The sequence below is a fragment of the Caballeronia calidae genome (genome assembly GCF_900044055.2).
GTDB lineage: Bacteria > Pseudomonadota > Gammaproteobacteria > Burkholderiales > Burkholderiaceae > Caballeronia > Caballeronia calidae.
The window spans coordinates 1-14725 of the sequence record NZ_FCOX02000108.1 but is presented as its reverse complement, the minus strand read 5'-3'; the positions used below and the strand labels follow the sequence as shown (position 1 = coordinate 14725).

Annotated in this window: 13 protein-coding genes, 1 tRNA gene and 1 pseudogene; 11 read left to right on the top strand and 4 right to left on the bottom strand. The window is 63.0% G+C overall.

The genetic code is table 11. The features are described 5' to 3' along the window. Positions 1-239 precede the first annotated feature (239 nt). The 6 genes from AWB78_RS39120 (at position 240) to AWB78_RS39095 (ending at position 6375) form a co-directional block, all read left to right on the top strand. Positions 240-1745, top strand: coding sequence for an aldehyde dehydrogenase family protein (locus AWB78_RS39120; protein WP_062612174.1), 1506 nt, complete (start codon positions 240-242; stop codon positions 1743-1745). A gap of 10 nt (positions 1746-1755) precedes the next feature. Next, on the top strand, positions 1756-2970 hold the full coding sequence (locus AWB78_RS39115; protein WP_198399440.1) for a porin: 1215 nt from the start codon (positions 1756-1758) through the stop codon (positions 2968-2970). Positions 2971-3147: 177 nt separating this feature from the next. Further along, positions 3148-4305: a muconate/chloromuconate family cycloisomerase gene (locus AWB78_RS39110; protein ID WP_269768970.1), complete on the top strand. Its 1158-nt coding sequence runs from the start codon at positions 3148-3150 to the stop codon at positions 4303-4305. A gap of 42 nt (positions 4306-4347) precedes the next feature. Continuing rightward, positions 4348-5256 (top strand): catechol 1,2-dioxygenase, encoded by a 909-nt coding sequence (catA, locus tag AWB78_RS39105; RefSeq protein ID WP_062612172.1) that lies wholly within the window; start codon positions 4348-4350, stop codon positions 5254-5256. Between the two features lie 60 nt (positions 5257-5316). Then, positions 5317-5607, top strand: coding sequence for a muconolactone Delta-isomerase (gene catC / locus AWB78_RS39100; RefSeq protein ID WP_062612170.1), 291 nt, complete (start codon positions 5317-5319; stop codon positions 5605-5607). 27 nt (positions 5608-5634) lie between these two features. Then, positions 5635-6375 (top strand): DUF429 domain-containing protein, encoded by a 741-nt coding sequence (locus AWB78_RS39095; protein WP_062612168.1) that lies wholly within the window; start codon positions 5635-5637, stop codon positions 6373-6375. Here AWB78_RS39095 and AWB78_RS39090 read toward each other — a convergent pair. Both AWB78_RS39090 and AWB78_RS39085 read right to left on the bottom strand, forming a co-directional pair. After that, entirely contained in the window at positions 6369-6857 is a 489-nt protein-coding gene (locus AWB78_RS39090; protein WP_062612166.1) for a nucleoside deaminase, read from the bottom strand. The two genes, AWB78_RS39095 and AWB78_RS39090, sit on opposite strands and share 7 nt — an antisense overlap. Before the next feature lie 42 nt (positions 6858-6899). Beyond that, entirely contained in the window at positions 6900-7808 is a 909-nt protein-coding gene (locus AWB78_RS39085; protein ID WP_062612164.1) for a LysR family transcriptional regulator, read from the bottom strand. 127 nt (positions 7809-7935) lie between these two features. Between AWB78_RS39085 and AWB78_RS39080 the strand changes: the two genes are divergently transcribed. From AWB78_RS39080 to AWB78_RS39065, 4 genes and pseudogenes are all read left to right on the top strand, one after another. After that, positions 7936-8805 (top strand): NAD(P)-dependent oxidoreductase, encoded by an 870-nt coding sequence (locus AWB78_RS39080; RefSeq protein ID WP_062612176.1) that lies wholly within the window; start codon positions 7936-7938, stop codon positions 8803-8805. A gap of 15 nt (positions 8806-8820) precedes the next feature. Continuing rightward, positions 8821-10332 (top strand): aldehyde dehydrogenase family protein, encoded by a 1512-nt coding sequence (locus tag AWB78_RS39075; RefSeq protein ID WP_062612162.1) that lies wholly within the window; start codon positions 8821-8823, stop codon positions 10330-10332. Between the two features lie 56 nt (positions 10333-10388). Then, positions 10389-11729: pseudogene (locus AWB78_RS39070) on the top strand (DUF3100 domain-containing protein). A 101-nt stretch (positions 11730-11830) separates the two neighbouring features. After that, positions 11831-12049: a hypothetical protein gene (locus tag AWB78_RS39065; protein WP_062612160.1), complete on the top strand. Its 219-nt coding sequence runs from the start codon at positions 11831-11833 to the stop codon at positions 12047-12049. Between the two features lie 83 nt (positions 12050-12132). On the opposite strand, the gene AWB78_RS39060 is transcribed toward AWB78_RS39065, so the two are convergent. Beyond that, positions 12133-12209: transfer RNA gene (locus AWB78_RS39060), tRNA-Val, on the bottom strand. A gap of 591 nt (positions 12210-12800) precedes the next feature. Here AWB78_RS39060 and AWB78_RS39055 point away from each other — a divergent pair. Continuing rightward, a complete protein-coding gene (locus tag AWB78_RS39055) occupies positions 12801-14276 on the top strand; it encodes an ISNCY family transposase (RefSeq protein WP_062612158.1) in 1476 nt (491 codons plus the stop codon). 290 nt (positions 14277-14566) lie between these two features. On the opposite strand, the gene AWB78_RS44450 is transcribed toward AWB78_RS39055, so the two are convergent. Then, on the bottom strand, positions 14567-14725 hold a 159-nt coding region (locus AWB78_RS44450; RefSeq protein ID WP_332460143.1), incomplete at its 5' end, for a citrate/2-methylcitrate synthase.

Sequence of the window (14725 nt, the reverse complement as noted above, 5' to 3'; positions counted from 1 at the left end):
TCGCAATCTCTTTAAGGAAAGACACGTCCGTTACGCTGCCTGAGAAAAAAGAGCACTATTTGATGCACCAGTCAGTACATCCCTCGCGGCAGCCCGGCGAGTCCAGCGACACGTGCCTGACTCCATTTCGACGTTGCGACTACTCATCGCCCACGCGATCACCAGCAAGCTTCCTCGCTGTCCGTGTTGCTGGGAGATCAGGTTAAATTTATGACACAGTGAGACTAGGAGACACCACAATGAATGACAGCCAGCATCTCGCGATGCTCGATTCGACGCGCGCGTTTCTCGCGTCGGCGAAGAAGATGTTGATCGACGGCGCATGGGTTCAAAGCGCAAGCGGCGCGACGCTCGACGTGATCAATCCCGCCGATGGCGAACTGCTCGCACGCGTGCCGAGCGCCGATGAAAGCGATGTGGATCGCGCGGTGCTCGCCGCACGCCGCGCATTCGACGATTCCGCGTGGTCGCGCATGAAGCCGACCGATCGCGAGCGTCTGCTGTTGCGCGTCGCCGATCTGATCGAAGCGAATGCGCGCGAGCTCGCGGAAATCGAGTCCCTCGACAACGGCAAGCCCGTGACGGTCGCGCAGGGCCTCGATGTCTCGATGGCCGCGCAATGCTTCCGCTATATGGCGGGCTGGGCGACGAAGATCGAAGGCAGCACGCTGGAGGCATCGATTCCCTATAGCCCGTCGAATGATTTCTTCGGCTATACGCGCAAGGAAGCGGTCGGTGTCGTCGGCGCGATCATCCCGTGGAATTTTCCGCTGCTGATGGCTTCGTGGAAGCTCGCGCCCGCGCTCGCCACGGGCTGCACCGTCGTGCTCAAGCCCGCCGAAGATACGCCGCTCTCCGCATTGCGTCTCGCGATGCTGATCGAAGAGGCGGGCATCGAGAAGGGCGTCGTCAATGTCGTCACGGGCCTCGGCCGCACGGCGGGCGCGGCGCTCGCGCGTCATCCCGGCATCGACAAGATTGCCTTCACGGGTTCGACGCCGACCGGCAAGGCGATCGGTCATGCGGCGCTCGACAACATGACGCGCATGTCGCTGGAGCTGGGCGGCAAGTCGCCGGTGATCGTGCTGCCCGATGTCGATATCGACAAGGCAGCGGAAGGCGTCGCGAATGCGATCTTCTTCAACTCGGGTCAGGTTTGCACGGCGGGCTCGCGCGTCTATGTGCACGATAAAGTCTTCGACCGTGTGATGGAGCGCGTCGCCGCAATTGCGCAATCCTTGCCGATGGGGCCGGGCCTCGATGCATCGACGCAGATCGGGCCGCTCGTCTCCGCGAGACAGATGGACCGCGTGCTCGGTTATATCGAAGCGGGCCGCGACGAAGGCGCCCGCGCGATCGCGGGCGGTGCGCGCAAGGAAGGCGCGGGCTTCTTCGTGAAGCCGACCGTGCTCGTCGATACCGATCATTCGATGAAGGTCGTGCGCGAGGAAATCTTCGGCCCCGTGCTCGTCGCGATGCCGTTCAGCGATATCGACAGCGTGGTCGCCAAGGCGAACGACACGCCGTATGGACTCGGCGCGAGCATCTGGTCGAATAATCTTTCCGCGATCCATAAGCTCGTGCCGCGCATCAAGGCGGGCACGGTGTGGGTGAACTGCCACTCGCTGCTCGACAACGCGATGCCCTTCGGCGGATTCAAGCAATCGGGCTTCGGGCGCGAGCTCGGACGCGCGGTGATCGACATGTACACCGAAACCAAGTCGGTGTTGATCAACTACGCGTGAGGACGCTCGCATGATAACTAGAACGATCGCGCGTCAGCTGATGTCGACGGCGGCGCTCGCGGTATGCGCGAGCGCATCGGCGCAAAGCATGGTGACACTGTACGGCACCGTCGACGCCGGGCTGACCTACACGAGCAATCAGCAAATCACCAACGCGGATGGCAGCGTGAGTTCGGGGCATAACTTCGCGTTCTCGGGCGGCAACCTCGTGCCTTCGCGCTTCGGCCTGCTCGGCGTGGAAGACCTGGGCGGTGGCCTGCAAGCGAAATTCAACGTGGAGAACAGCTTCTATACGGGTAGCGGAGGCTTTGTTCAGGGCGGAGCGCTGTTCAATCGTCAGGCGTGGGTCGGCCTCGCGCAAGAGCAATTCGGCACGCTGTCGTTCGGGCGCCAATACGATTCGTATTCGGATTTCCTCGGCGTCTACGTGTCGAGCAATTCGTGGGCGACGCTCTACGGCTCGCACATCGGCGACGTGGACAATCTGAACGAAGCGTTCAACTTCAACAACGCGATCAAGTACACGAGCCCGGACTGGAACGGCTTCTCGCTCGGCGGCACGTATAGTCTCGGCGGTGTGGCGGGCGATTTCGCGCAAAGGCGCGGCTATTCGGTTGCCGCCGCTTATACGCGCTTGCCGGTCTCCATCAGTGCGGGCTATCTGAACCTGCGCAATCCGCTCGATGCGGCTTTGGGCGGCGCAAACGGCTATATCGGCGATTTCGCGTGCTCCAATCCGTCGGCGCTCTTTTGCCAGTTGCAGAATGCAGAAGCGTTGAAGGCTTATGGCGCGGGCGCATCGTATGTGATCGGGCCTGCGACCATCGCGCTGACTTATACGCATAGCCGTCTGGAGCATAGCCTGTACTTCGCCGACAGCGCGAATCCGCAAGGCCGCAACATCGCGTTCGATATCGGTGAAGTGAACCTGACGTATGCGGCCACGCCGTTCCTGCAACTGGGGCTCGCCTACATCTATAACGATGCGAAGCCGGATGGCGGTTCATCGACGCGCTTTCATCAGGTGAACCTCGGCGCGAACTACGCGTTGTCCAAGCGCACCGCGCTGTATGGCGTCGCGATCATGCAGAAGGCGGTGGGTGCGGGACTCGGCATCGATCCCGCAACGGGCGGCCCGGCGAATTACGCGCAGATTCCCAACCTGCCCAATTCGAACAGCGATCGCCAATTGTCCGTGACGCTCGGCATACGGCATAACTTCTAAGTATTTCCGAGGGCGTGCTTGAACCCGGCCGGGATGATTCCCCGCCGGGCTTTTTCGCTTGCACTGCCGTTTCCTTAAATCAATCTTATGGATGCAGATCGCCATATATGATTGATTTGACCGATATAAGCGCCTCATTTAACGTCGTTGCAGAACCAACGAACCGGAGACGCTGTCGTGTCATTCCCTTTCATCGGCATCGAAAAGATCGAAACGATGCTCGTCGATGTGCCGACCATTCGCCCGCACCGCCTGTCGGTCGCCACCATGAACTGCCAGACGCTCGTGATCGTGCGCGTGACGTGCGCCGACGGCATCGTCGGATGCGGCGAAGGCACGACCATCGGCGGACTTGCTTATGGCGAGGAAAGTCCTGAAAGCATCAAGACCAACATCGACACGTATTTCGCGCCCTTATTGAAGGGCATGGACGCAAGCCGCCCGGGCGCCGCCATGGCCAGGGTGCGCGACCTCTTTCAAGGCAATCGCTTCGCGAAATGCGCGCTCGAGACCGCGCTCTTCGACGCGCACGCGCAGCGCCTCAACGTGCCGCTGTCGGAGCTTTTCGGCGGGCGCGTGACCGATCGCGTCGACGTTGCGTGGACGCTCGCGAGCGGCGAGACGGGACGCGATATCGACGAAGCCGAAGAGATGCTCGATCGACGCAGGCATCGCGTGTTCAAGCTGAAGATCGGCACGCGCGCCGTCGCCGATGACGTGAAGCATGTGATCGCCATCAAGAAGGCGCTAGGCGATCGCGGCGAAGTGCGTGTCGATGTGAACCAGGCATGGAGCGAGAGCGATACCGTTTGGGCCGCGAAGCGTTTCGCGGACGCGGGCGTCGGCTTGATCGAGCAGCCCATCGCCGCGAACGACCACGCAGGGCTCAAGCGCCTCACGGATCTCGCGCACGTGCCCATCATGGCCGACGAAGCGCTTCACGGCCCCGCCGATGCTTTCGCGCTCGCGAGCACGCGCGCGGCCCATGTCTTCGCGGTGAAGATCGCGCAATCGGGCGGATTGACGGGCGCGGCGAGCGTCGCATCGATCGCGCGGGCCGCGAACATCGACCTTTATGGCGGCACGATGCTCGAAGGCGCGATCGGCACCATCGCATCGGCGCAGTTATTCAGCACGTTCGGCGCATTGCGCTGGGGCACGGAGCTGTTCGGGCCGCTTCTGCTCACCCAGGACATTCTCACCGAACCCCTGCGTTACGAGAACTTCGCGCTTCACTTGCCGCAAGGGCCGGGACTCGGCATCACGCTCGACTGGGAGCGCATCGAGCGCCTGCGCCGGGATTCGAAACGCGGCGCAAGCATCGCAATGAACTGATACACGCAACCCCCACACATACCGACTCACGGAGACATCGAAATGAACCGAGAAACCATCGACGCGCTGCTGCAAAAGATCAACGAGAGCGCCACGAGCGAAGGCAATGCGCGCACGAAGACGATCGTGAACCGCATCGTGCGCGATCTCTTCTACACGATCGAAGACCTCGACGTGACCCCGGGCGAATTCTGGGCCGCGCTGAACTATCTCGGCGAAACGGGCCAGAACGGCGAGTTCGGTTTGATCGCGGCGGGCCTCGGCTTCGAACATTTTCTCGATGCGCGTCTCGACGAAAAGGAAGCGAAGGCCGGTCTCGATGGCGGTACGCCGCGCACGATCGAGGGACCGCTCTATGTGGCGGGCGCACCGGAATCCGTGGGGCATGCGCGCCTCGACGACGGCACGAGCCCCGGCGAAACGCTCGTGATGCGCGGCCGCGTGCTGACGGAGGACGGCACGCCGCTCGCGAATGCGCTCGTCGAAGTGTGGCACGCGAATCATCTCGGCAATTACTCGTACTTCGACAAGTCGCAGTCGGCATTCAATCTGCGCCGCTCGATCCGCACCGATAGCGAAGGGAACTATGCGTTCACGAGCGTCGTGCCGGTGGGCTATAGCGTGCCGCCGGGCGGCAAGACGCAGCAATTGCTCGATCAGCTCGGCCGTCATGGACATCGTCCCGCGCATATTCATTTCTTCGTGTCGGCGCCCGGTTATCGCAAGCTGACGACGCAGATCAATATCGACGGCGACCCGTATCTGTGGGACGACTTCGCTTTCGCCACGCGCGACGGACTCGTGCCCGAAGTGAAGAAAGCGGAAGGCGCGGAAGGCAAGCCCTATGGCGTGGAAGGGCGCTTCGCGCTCATCGATTTCGACTTCACGCTTTGCAGCGAACGCAATGATGTGCCGGGCACGGAAGTGGAGCGCGTGCGCGCGGCGGTCTGAGGATCATGCGTCATGGCTCCGCCGGCGACGGTGGAGCATCGAACAACATCTGGAGCGAATATGCTGTTTCACGTCGAAATGACGGTCGATCTGCCGCACGATATGGCGCCCGCGCGCGCCGACGAACTCAAGGCGCAAGAGAAGGCGATGGCGCAGCAGCTACAGCGCGACGGCGTATGGCGGCATCTGTGGCGCGTAGCGGGCCGCTATGCGAACGTGAGCATCTTCGATGTCGAAAGCCCCGCGCATCTGCATGACGTGTTGAGCCGCCTGCCCTTGTTTCCTTATATGTCGATGGAGGTCACGGCATTGTGCCGGCATGCGTCGTCGGTGAGGGAAGGGGACGCGTGATGCGGCGATCGTTGATACGATCGCCGCATGAACGATGAACTCACTGCCCATGCCGATCTACTGGGCGTCGATGGCTGCAAGGGCGGCTGGTTTGCCGTCAGGCAGTGCGCGCGCACGGGGGACATCACGACGAGCGTCGTCAGCCGCTTCGATGAACTGCTCGACAGGGAACGCGCGGATGCCATTATCGCGGTCGATATCCCGATCGGTCTCGCGGCAAACGGCGCGCGCGCCTGCGATGCGCTCGCACGCAAACTGCTCGGGCGTCCGCGCGGAAGCTCGGTCTTTTCCCCGCCGGTTCGCGCGGCGCTCGCGGCATCAACGTACAGCGAGGCTTGCGAGATCAATCGAGCCGAATCGGGAAAGCGGATTTCGATTCAAGCCTTCCACATCCGAAACAAGATCGCGCAAGTCGATGACATGCTGCGCACGCGCGCAGGTGCAGCAGCGCGCGTGTTCGAAGTGCATCCCGAGTTGAGCTTCATGCATCTGCGGATGGAGCAGGGCGGCCCTGCGCACGGCCTGCGCGAAAGCAAGGCGCATGCGCCGGGATTCGCATTGCGTCACGCGTTGCTCGTGCAGTGTTTCGGCAGCGCGATCGACATAGCGCTAGACGCACGCAAGCCCGCGCAAGCCTCACGCGACGACGTGCTCGACGCCTTCGCCGTGCTATGGACCGCGCGCCGCATCGCGACAGGGCGAGCGTTCCGTCTTCCCGATGCGATCGAGACCGATGCCGCCGGCCTTCCCATGTCGATCCACTATTGAGCGCTCGCCTTGCGATAGTGCGCAACGTGCAGCGCTTTCACGCGTTCGGCGAACTCCTCGACAGGGCCATCGACCACTGTATCGTCTATCACATCTTGTATGGCCAGCGGACGCACGCGTCCCGGCTTCGCGCCGAGCTCCGAACGCCAGCGCGTGAACTGCTCCGTCGACGCCGCATACACGATGCGTCCCAGGCCGACCCATGCATGCGCCGCCGAACACATCGGGCAATGCTCGCCGGACGTGTACACGACCGCGTCCTTGCGCTCGGACTCGGGCACGTTCTCCGCGGCCCATTTCGCGATCGCGAACTCAGGATGCCGCGTATGATCGCCGCCGCTCACGCGATTGCGGTCTTCGAACAGCACGCGCCCGTCCTTCGCGACGAGCATCGAGCCGAAGGGCTCGTCGCCGTCGTCGAGCGCTTCCTGCGCGAGTTCGATGCAGCGGATGAGGTGCTTCTTGTCGGTATCGTCGATCATGCCGTGTCCTCCTTGTTTGTGTGCCGACACGATGTTAGCGGACTAGCGGAACGCCCGCATCTGCGCGGTCATGAGTTGCAGCATCTTGTTCGATGCCACCGACAGCCGGCGTCCCGCGCGCGTGACGAGATGCGCTTCGGCATCGGCGAGAATCGGGTGATTGATGTCGATCGCGAAGAGATCGCCTGCTTCGATCTCGCTCGTCACCGCGAACGCGGGCAGCACCGTGATGCCGAGCCCCGACTTCACGAACTGCTTGAGTATGGCGATGGAGTTCGTCGTGACCACGGGATCGAGACGCAGCTTCTCCGCATATTCGACCGCCTGCAACATCTGCCGCGTGCCGTATGAGGCGTGCGTCACCGCGAGCGGATAGTGCGCGAGCTCCTGAACCGTCATCGACTTGCGCTCCTTGCGCGGAAAGCTCGCGCCGACGATCGCCATCATCGGTTGACGCTTGATCGCGCGCGACACGAGCTTCGGCTCCTGCGGCGGGTTGTAGACGAGACCGATCTCGCCTTCGTCCTCGGAAATCTTGCGGATCACGTCATTGGTGCCGCCGAGATCGAGATTGACCTTGATGCCCGTGTACTGCTTGCAGAACTGCTGCATCGGCCCCGAGAGCAGATCGGACACGAAGCCCTCGCCGAGCACGATGTTCACCTGGCCCGTGCGCAGACCGCGCAATTCCTGCAGACGTGAAAGCAAGTCGTCGCGATGCGCGAGCTGCTCGCGAAAGTATTCGATCACGCATTGCCCGGCCTCGGTCGGCTTCACGCCGCGCGCGTGCCGTTCGACGAGCGCCGCATCCAGTTCCTGCTCCAGCAGGCCGATCTGCCGGCTCACCGCCGATGGCGCGACGTTGAGGTAATCGGCCGCCGCGCGAATGGTGCCGCAGCGCACGGCCTCGAAGAAATAGACGATGCGGCTGTCGGTGAGCTTGTCCGTCATGGCGGTGTCGAGCGTTCTAAAAATTAGAACACATCCAATATTGGCGTTGATTGATTGTACGGCTTCACCGGTCGAATATGACAGCAATGCAAAAACGCGCGGCGCGCACGAACAGGAGAGTTCGCTGATGAAGACGGTGGGTGTGATCGGTCTTGGAAACATGGGGCGAGGCATGGCGCGTTGCGCGAAACGCGGCGGCTATCGCGTGCTCGGCTTCGACGCGGCGCCGGGCGTCGCCGAGGCGCTGCAGGCGGACGGCATCGAGGCGCGGGCGTCTATCGCGGCGATCGCGGGCGAAGTCGATGTGCTGATCCTGTCGCTGCCGACTTCCGCGATCGTCGAGGAAGTGGTGTTGGGCCAAGGCGGCGTGGCGTCGAGCGGCAGGCGCGGGCTGATCGTTGTCGATACGACGACCGCCGATCCCAATAGCACGAAGAAGGTTGCCGCCGCGCTCGCCGAATGCGGCATCGGTTTCGTCGACGGTCCCGTGAGCGGCGGCCCGAAAGGCGCGGCGACCGCCACGATGACGATGGTCCTCGGCGGCTCGGACGCCGATGTCGCCGCTGTCGAGCCGATCCTCGCCGCGATCAGCGCGAAGCGCGTGCACGTCGGGCCGGTCGGCGCGGGGCACGTGACGAAGATCATCAACAACATGCTGACGGGCGTGCATCTGCTCGCGGCAAGCGAGGCGGTGCGCGCGGCGAAGGCATCGGGCGTCGATCCGGAGAAGCTCGTCGAAGCGCTCAACGGCGGCTCCGGGCGCAACAGCGCGACGCTCACCAACTATCCGACGTGGATCTTCAACGGCAAGTTCGACTCCGGCTTCACGATGAAGCTCATGCGCAAGGACGTGCGCCTCGCGATGGCATTGCTTGACAGCGTCCACGAGAACGCGCCGATCGCGAAGGAAGCGGGGCGCCTGTGGGCGGCGAGCGAGGCGAGCATCGGCGATGCGGAGGATTTCAATCGCATCGTGCAGTTCACTGAATCGAAGTAAGGGGAACATCCGGACATGGAACACAACGCAGCAGAACAGCTTCTCGCCGCCTTCGGCCATTTCTTCCCGAATGCGAAAACCATCGGCTCGTATGTCGGCGGCGAACTGATCGAAGGCGCGGGCGACACCATCCAGCTCTACGACGCCGCCACCGGCAAGCCGAGCCTCGCGTACAAGGACGGCGGTGCGGCGGTCGTCGAACAGGCGGCGGCCGCGGCTACGCGCGCACAAAAGCAATGGTGGGCGCTCACGCATGCGGCGCGCGGCCGCGTGATGTTCGAGATCGCGCGCGAGATCCGCAAGGAAGCGGAACAGATCGCGCGGCTGGAATCGCTCGGCTCGGGCAAGCCGATTCGCGATTGCCGCGGCGAAGTGGCGAAGGTCGCCGAGATGTTCGAGTATTACGGCGGCTGGGCCGACAAGTTTTATGGCGATGTCATCCCCGTGCCGACCTCGCATCTGAACTACACGCGCCGCGAGCCCACCGGCACCGTGCTGCAGATCACGCCGTGGAACGCGCCGGTCTTCACGTGCGGCTGGCAGGTCGCGCCCGCGATTTCGATGGGCAACGCCGTGCTGCTGAAGCCTTCGGAGCTGACGCCGTTCACGTCGCTCGTGATCGGCTTGCTGGCCGAGCGCGGCGGTGCGCCGAAGGGCCTCATCAACGTGCTCGCGGGGCTCGGGCAGACGGTCGCGCAATCGGCCATCGCGCACAAGGCGGTGAAGAAGGTGGTGTTCGTCGGCTCGCCCGCGACGGGCGCGCGCATCGCCGAAAGCGCGGCGAAGCGTGTGCTGCCGTGCGTGCTTGAGCTGGGCGGCAAGTCGGCCAACATCATCTTCGCCGATGCGGATCTGAAGCGCGCCGCATTGACCGCGCAAGCCGCGATTTTCGCGGGCGCGGGGCAAAGCTGCGTCGCGGGCTCGCGTTTGCTGGTGCAGCGCTCCGTCTACGATGAATTCGTCGCGATGGTCGCGGCGGGCGCGAAGAAGATCAGGGTCGGCGCACCGCTCGACGATGCCACCGAAGTCGGCCCGATCAACAATCTGAAGCAATACGATCACGTGATGTCGATGATCGGCAAGGGCGTCGCGGCCGGCGCGACGCTCGCGGCGGGCACGGCGGAGCGCTCGGACGCGGGCTACTTCGTCCCGCCGACGGTCCTCGCGAACGTCACCAACGACATGGACGTGGCGCGCACGGAAATATTCGGCCCGGTGGTCGCGGCCATTCCGTTCGATACTGAAGAGGACGCCATCGCGATCGCCAACGACACCGAGTTCGGGCTCGCGGGCGCCGTGTGGACCAACGACGTTGCGCGCTCGCATCGCGTCGCGAGCCAGGTCGACGCGGGCACGTTCTGGGTCAACGGCTACAAGACGATCAACGTCGCGTCGCCGTTCGGCGGCTATGGCCTGTCCGGCTACGGACGGTCGAGCGGCGTCGAGGCGCTTTACGAATACACGCAGACCAAGAGCGTCTGGGTCGAAACGGCGAAGGAGCCGGCAACGACGTTCGGCTATCTATGACCACAGCGCCCGCGCGTCGCCGTGAGGCATCGCGCGGGCAATCAGGGGAGAAGAGAATGGAAAGCACGTTGAGCGCGGATCGCGCGGAAGGAAGTGCCTTGAGAACCGCGAAGCTCTTTTTCTATGCGGCGGTCATTCTGTTGATCGCGGAGTTCATCGGGTCGTTCACGTTCAGGATCGGCCCGGGCAAGGTCGTCCTGCTGCCGATGATCTGGGCGCTCCTGCTCGGCGCCGCGCTCGGGCTCGTCTCGGAGCGCTGGAAAAGCCCGGCGCGGCTCGACGTGCGCAGCCAGTTCTATGCGGCCGCGATTCTTCAGCCGGCGCTGCTGCTGTTCGTCTCGAAGCTCGGCCTGATGGTAGGCAGCGCGCTGCCGAAACTCGCCGCGGCGGGCTGGGCGCTCGCGTTCCAGGAGCTTGGCCACTTCGTCGGCACGATTCTGCTCGGGTTGCCGCTCGCGCTGCTGCTGGGCATCAAGCGCGAGGCGATCGGCGCGACGTTTTCGGTCGGGCGCGAGCCGAGCCTTGCGATCATCGGCGAGAAATACGGCATGGATTCGGCGGAAGGACGCGGCGTGCTCGCCGAATATCTGACGGGCACGGTGTTCGGCGCGGTGTTCATCGCGATCTTCGCGGGCTTCGTCGCGAGCTTGCATATCTTTCATCCGCTCGCGCTCGCGATGGGCTCGGGCGTCGGCTCTGGCAGCATGATGGCGGCGGCCTCGGGCGCGATCGCGGCGCAGCAGGACCCGGAGACGGCGAAATCGGTGCTGACCTTCGCGGCGGCGAGCAATCTCATCACGACGACCATCGGCACGTACTTCACGCTCTTCATCTCGCTGCCGATGGCCGTGTGGGGCTATCGTCTGCTGGAGCCGCTGATCGGGCGCACGACGAAGGCATCGAGCACGCGCGAGGCGGTTTCATCGGCGCCGAAACTGGGCGATGTGAAAACCGAGGCGCCGCATCTCGGCTATGGCGGCAAGATGCTCGCGTGGGGCGTGACGGCGGTGATGGCGCTCGTCGCCGACTGGATCACGCACGGCACGACGCCGCTGCAAGGATTGCCCGGCATGGCGATCATGGTGCTGGCGACGATCGTCGGCGACGCGATCGCGCAGGCGACCGGCCGCAAGATTCCGGCGGTGTGCTGGGTGTCGATCGTCGCGATGTTCTTGACGTCGCCGTGGTGCCCGTGGGGCGCGTAGATCGCGACGATCAGCGCGCAGAACGACTTCCTCGGCGTGACGACGCCGATGCTGACCTTCGCCGGACTCTCGATCGCCAAGGACATTCCGGCGTTCAGAAGGCTTGGCTGGCGTATCGTGCTGGTGTCGTTCGTGGCGAACGCGGGGACGTTTCTGGGCGCGGCGCTGGTGGCGCAACTCTTTCATATCTGAGCGCGCTTCGGGACGGCGAATGGGGCGCGGGCAGTACGGCGGCGGGTCCGGGGGTATAAAATCGAAGCGTACCTGTCTCGCGCTCGAATGCGCCCGCCGCCATGGAAACTCCTTCGAGCAAAGAAACCTCTCGCAAGCGCATGTCGCCTCGCACGCTCAACGTGCTGACGGCGCTCATCGGCATCGCCACGCTGGCGCTCGGCGTCGCGTGGCTGATCTACACGTGGATCGTCCATATGGAAGTGCCGTACTTCGCGATTCCGCTCGTGCTGACCGTGCCGGTGATCGTCGCGGTGGCGTTCCGGAATTGCTGGGACTGACGCGCATCCGATGTGAATCCTGCGCACGAATGAAAACGCACCGAGGCGATGAAAATCGCGACGGTGCGTTTGAAGGAATGCGTTGGTAGGCTCGATTGGACTCGAACCAACGACCCCCACCATGTCAAGGTGGTGCTCTAACCAGCTGAGCTACGAGCCTACGGAAGCCGCGAATTATAGGGGAAAGTTTCGCGTTGTGCGAGCTTTCGGGCGAAAAATTTTTGAGGAGCTGGTTTTGGGTTGGGCGGGGGCGTTGAGCGTTGGGGTGCTTTGATGGCTGGGACAGGGTTGGGCTGGCGCAGCATTGGCGCTGTATTTATTCGTAGTCCAACCTATGTTTCATGCCTCGGATGCGGATGCGACGCGGCCAGTGTTGCTCCGTGGTTGCTTCGACATCGGTGGTGAGCGTGGTCGTCTGGGTTCTGCCATCCGCGATGGCAGAACAAATCGGCGTCTTCGCCTCACTGGCTTTGAGATTGCCGCAGGCGCGCCGGTGATGTCTTGATGCAATGACCGACGAAGGACGTGCCCGCAGCCTTCATATTGGCGATTTTTTGTGAGTTCTCGAACGGGACGGGCGGCGGTTGAAAGGCTCTGTTTTGGAGGGGACGCGAATGGTTAAGTTGACATAACATAAATTAGCGAACTTTTGGTTGTAGGTCCTAGATTCAAATGTCGCGTTTCTGCCAGATTCAAATGTCGCATTTTGACGTAGGTTCATTGCCAGACAAGCGTTTCAGGAGCGCGGGCGATGAACGTCACTGGGACCATCACGATGTCGATGCGCGAACTGGATCGGCTCAGAGTGATTCAGGCCGTGACCGAGCGACGGCTCAAGCCAGGGCGTGCGGCTGAGCGGCTGGGCGTGAGTGTGCGGCAGATCGAGCGCCTGGTGTTGCGCTATAGCGCTGACGGTGCACGCGGTCTCGTCTCGGGCAAGCGCGGGTGCGCGGGTCATCACCGGCTGCCTGAAGGCGTGGCCCAGCGGGCGATCGCGTTGATCCGCGAGCGCTATGCCGATTTTGGTCCGACGCTTGCAGGCGAGAAGTTACGGGAGTGTCACGGCATCAATCTGGCGGTCGAGACCGTGCGTTCGCTGATGACGGCCGCGGGACTCTGGGTGCCGCGCAAACAGCGCCCGCCTCGGATTCATCAGCCGCGCAATCGCCGCGCGTGTCTGGGCGAGTTGATCCAGATCGATGGCAGCGAGCATCGGTGGTTCGAAGACCGTGCACCGCAATGCACGCTGCTGGTGTTCATCGACGATGCCACCGGGCGGCTGATGACGCTGCACTTCACGGCGACCGAGTCGACCTTTAGTTATTTCGAGGCGCTCTCGAAGTATCTGACGACCCACGGCAAGCCGGTGGCGTTCTACAGCGACAAAGCCGGCGTCTTCTACGTCAAGAACCGCTCGAGCACGGCGGGCAAAGGCGTGACGCAGTTCGGGCGGGCCTTGTACGAGCTGAACATCGACGCGTTCTGTGCCAACACCAGTCAGGCTAAGGGACGAGTGGAACGCGCCAATCTGACCTTACAGGACCGGCTAGTCAAGGAGCTTCGGCTACGGGGCATCAACACGTGGGAGGCGGCCAATGCTTATGCGCCCTCCTTCATCGCCGATTTCAATCGCCGCTTTGGTCGCCCGCCCAGAAGCGCTCATGATGCGCATCGACCGCTGCGTGACGATGACGATCTGCGCCAGTCTTTGGCGCATCGCGTCTGGCGCAAGGTCACGCACGCGCTGACGGTGCAATACGACCGGGTGATGTATTTGCTGGAAGACACGTCGGCCAACCGCCTGCTGATTCACCAGCAAGTCGAAGTGGTCGAGTATCCGAGTGGCTGCATTGAGGTTCAGGCGGGCGGCGAGGTGCTTTCCTGCGGCACTTACGACCGTATTGCGCGGATTGATCAGGGCGCGGAAGTCGAGAACAAGCGCTTGGCGCATGCACTCGAAGCCGCACGATTGCTGCAAGCCAAACGAGACGATCGTCGTGCGTGTGATGCACCTTCACGCACGCATCGCGGTGAACAGGTTCGGGCCAAGAAGGCGCTTGAAGGACTGAAGAAGCAACGCGCACTGAGCATCGCCGACATGAACGAAGCGATTCTCGAAGTCAGCGCAAACGCAATGCGGGAACGGGGGGCGGCTGCGCCGCCCCAACCCCACAACCTGAACACAAAGAAGCCAAACATCCGTGCAAAACGCGACATTTGTATTTAGCTGGAACCCCGACATTTGAACTTAGCGGCAGCATTGGTTTGTAGCGGCTATATCCTAATGTCGCGTTCTGGCTATTTACAGATGTCGGGTTTTCAACCGGTAGCAAGCTGCAAGCCGCTCCGTCAAGCGAGACCTAGCCATGTCACTAAACTCGCTTCGAGCGCCAGCGTCGCATTGCAAGAACGCGGCTGCTCAGGCAAACGCATCTCACCGAAGCCTTGGCCCAGCCGCCGTCCGGCGACCGGTTGCTTGGGCGCCAAGCCGCCAAGCAACCGCCGAAAAGACGATACTCAAACCACCGTCCTTTTTGCCTCCCCAATGAACAACTGACGCGGACGACCGATCTTCTGCTCGGGATCCGCAATCATCTCGTTCCACTGCGCGATCCAGCCGACCGTACGCGCCATCGCGAAGATGCACGTGAACATCGACGTCGGGATGCCCAGCGC

Excerpts from the sequence above, each read along its gene's own strand:
- AWB78_RS39120 (WP_062612174.1), top strand. The coding sequence starts at position 240 with ATGAATGACAGCCAGCATCTCGCGATGCTCGATTCGACGCGCGCGTTT.
- AWB78_RS39115 (WP_198399440.1), top strand. The coding sequence starts at position 1,756 with ATGATAACTAGAACGATCGCGCGTCAGCTGATGTCGACGGCGGCGCTC.
- catA (WP_062612172.1), top strand. The coding sequence starts at position 4,348 with ATGAACCGAGAAACCATCGACGCGCTGCTGCAAAAGATCAACGAGAGC.
- catC (WP_062612170.1), top strand. The coding sequence starts at position 5,317 with ATGCTGTTTCACGTCGAAATGACGGTCGATCTGCCGCACGATATGGCG.
- AWB78_RS39095 (WP_062612168.1), top strand. The coding sequence starts at position 5,635 with ATGAACGATGAACTCACTGCCCATGCCGATCTACTGGGCGTCGATGGC.
- AWB78_RS39090 (WP_062612166.1), bottom strand. The coding sequence starts at position 6,857 with ATGATCGACGATACCGACAAGAAGCACCTCATCCGCTGCATCGAACTC.
- AWB78_RS39085 (WP_062612164.1), bottom strand. The coding sequence starts at position 7,808 with ATGACGGACAAGCTCACCGACAGCCGCATCGTCTATTTCTTCGAGGCC.
- AWB78_RS39080 (WP_062612176.1), top strand. The coding sequence starts at position 7,936 with ATGAAGACGGTGGGTGTGATCGGTCTTGGAAACATGGGGCGAGGCATG.
- AWB78_RS39075 (WP_062612162.1), top strand. The coding sequence starts at position 8,821 with ATGGAACACAACGCAGCAGAACAGCTTCTCGCCGCCTTCGGCCATTTC.
- AWB78_RS39065 (WP_062612160.1), top strand. The coding sequence starts at position 11,831 with ATGGAAACTCCTTCGAGCAAAGAAACCTCTCGCAAGCGCATGTCGCCT.
- AWB78_RS39055 (WP_062612158.1), top strand. The coding sequence starts at position 12,801 with ATGAACGTCACTGGGACCATCACGATGTCGATGCGCGAACTGGATCGG.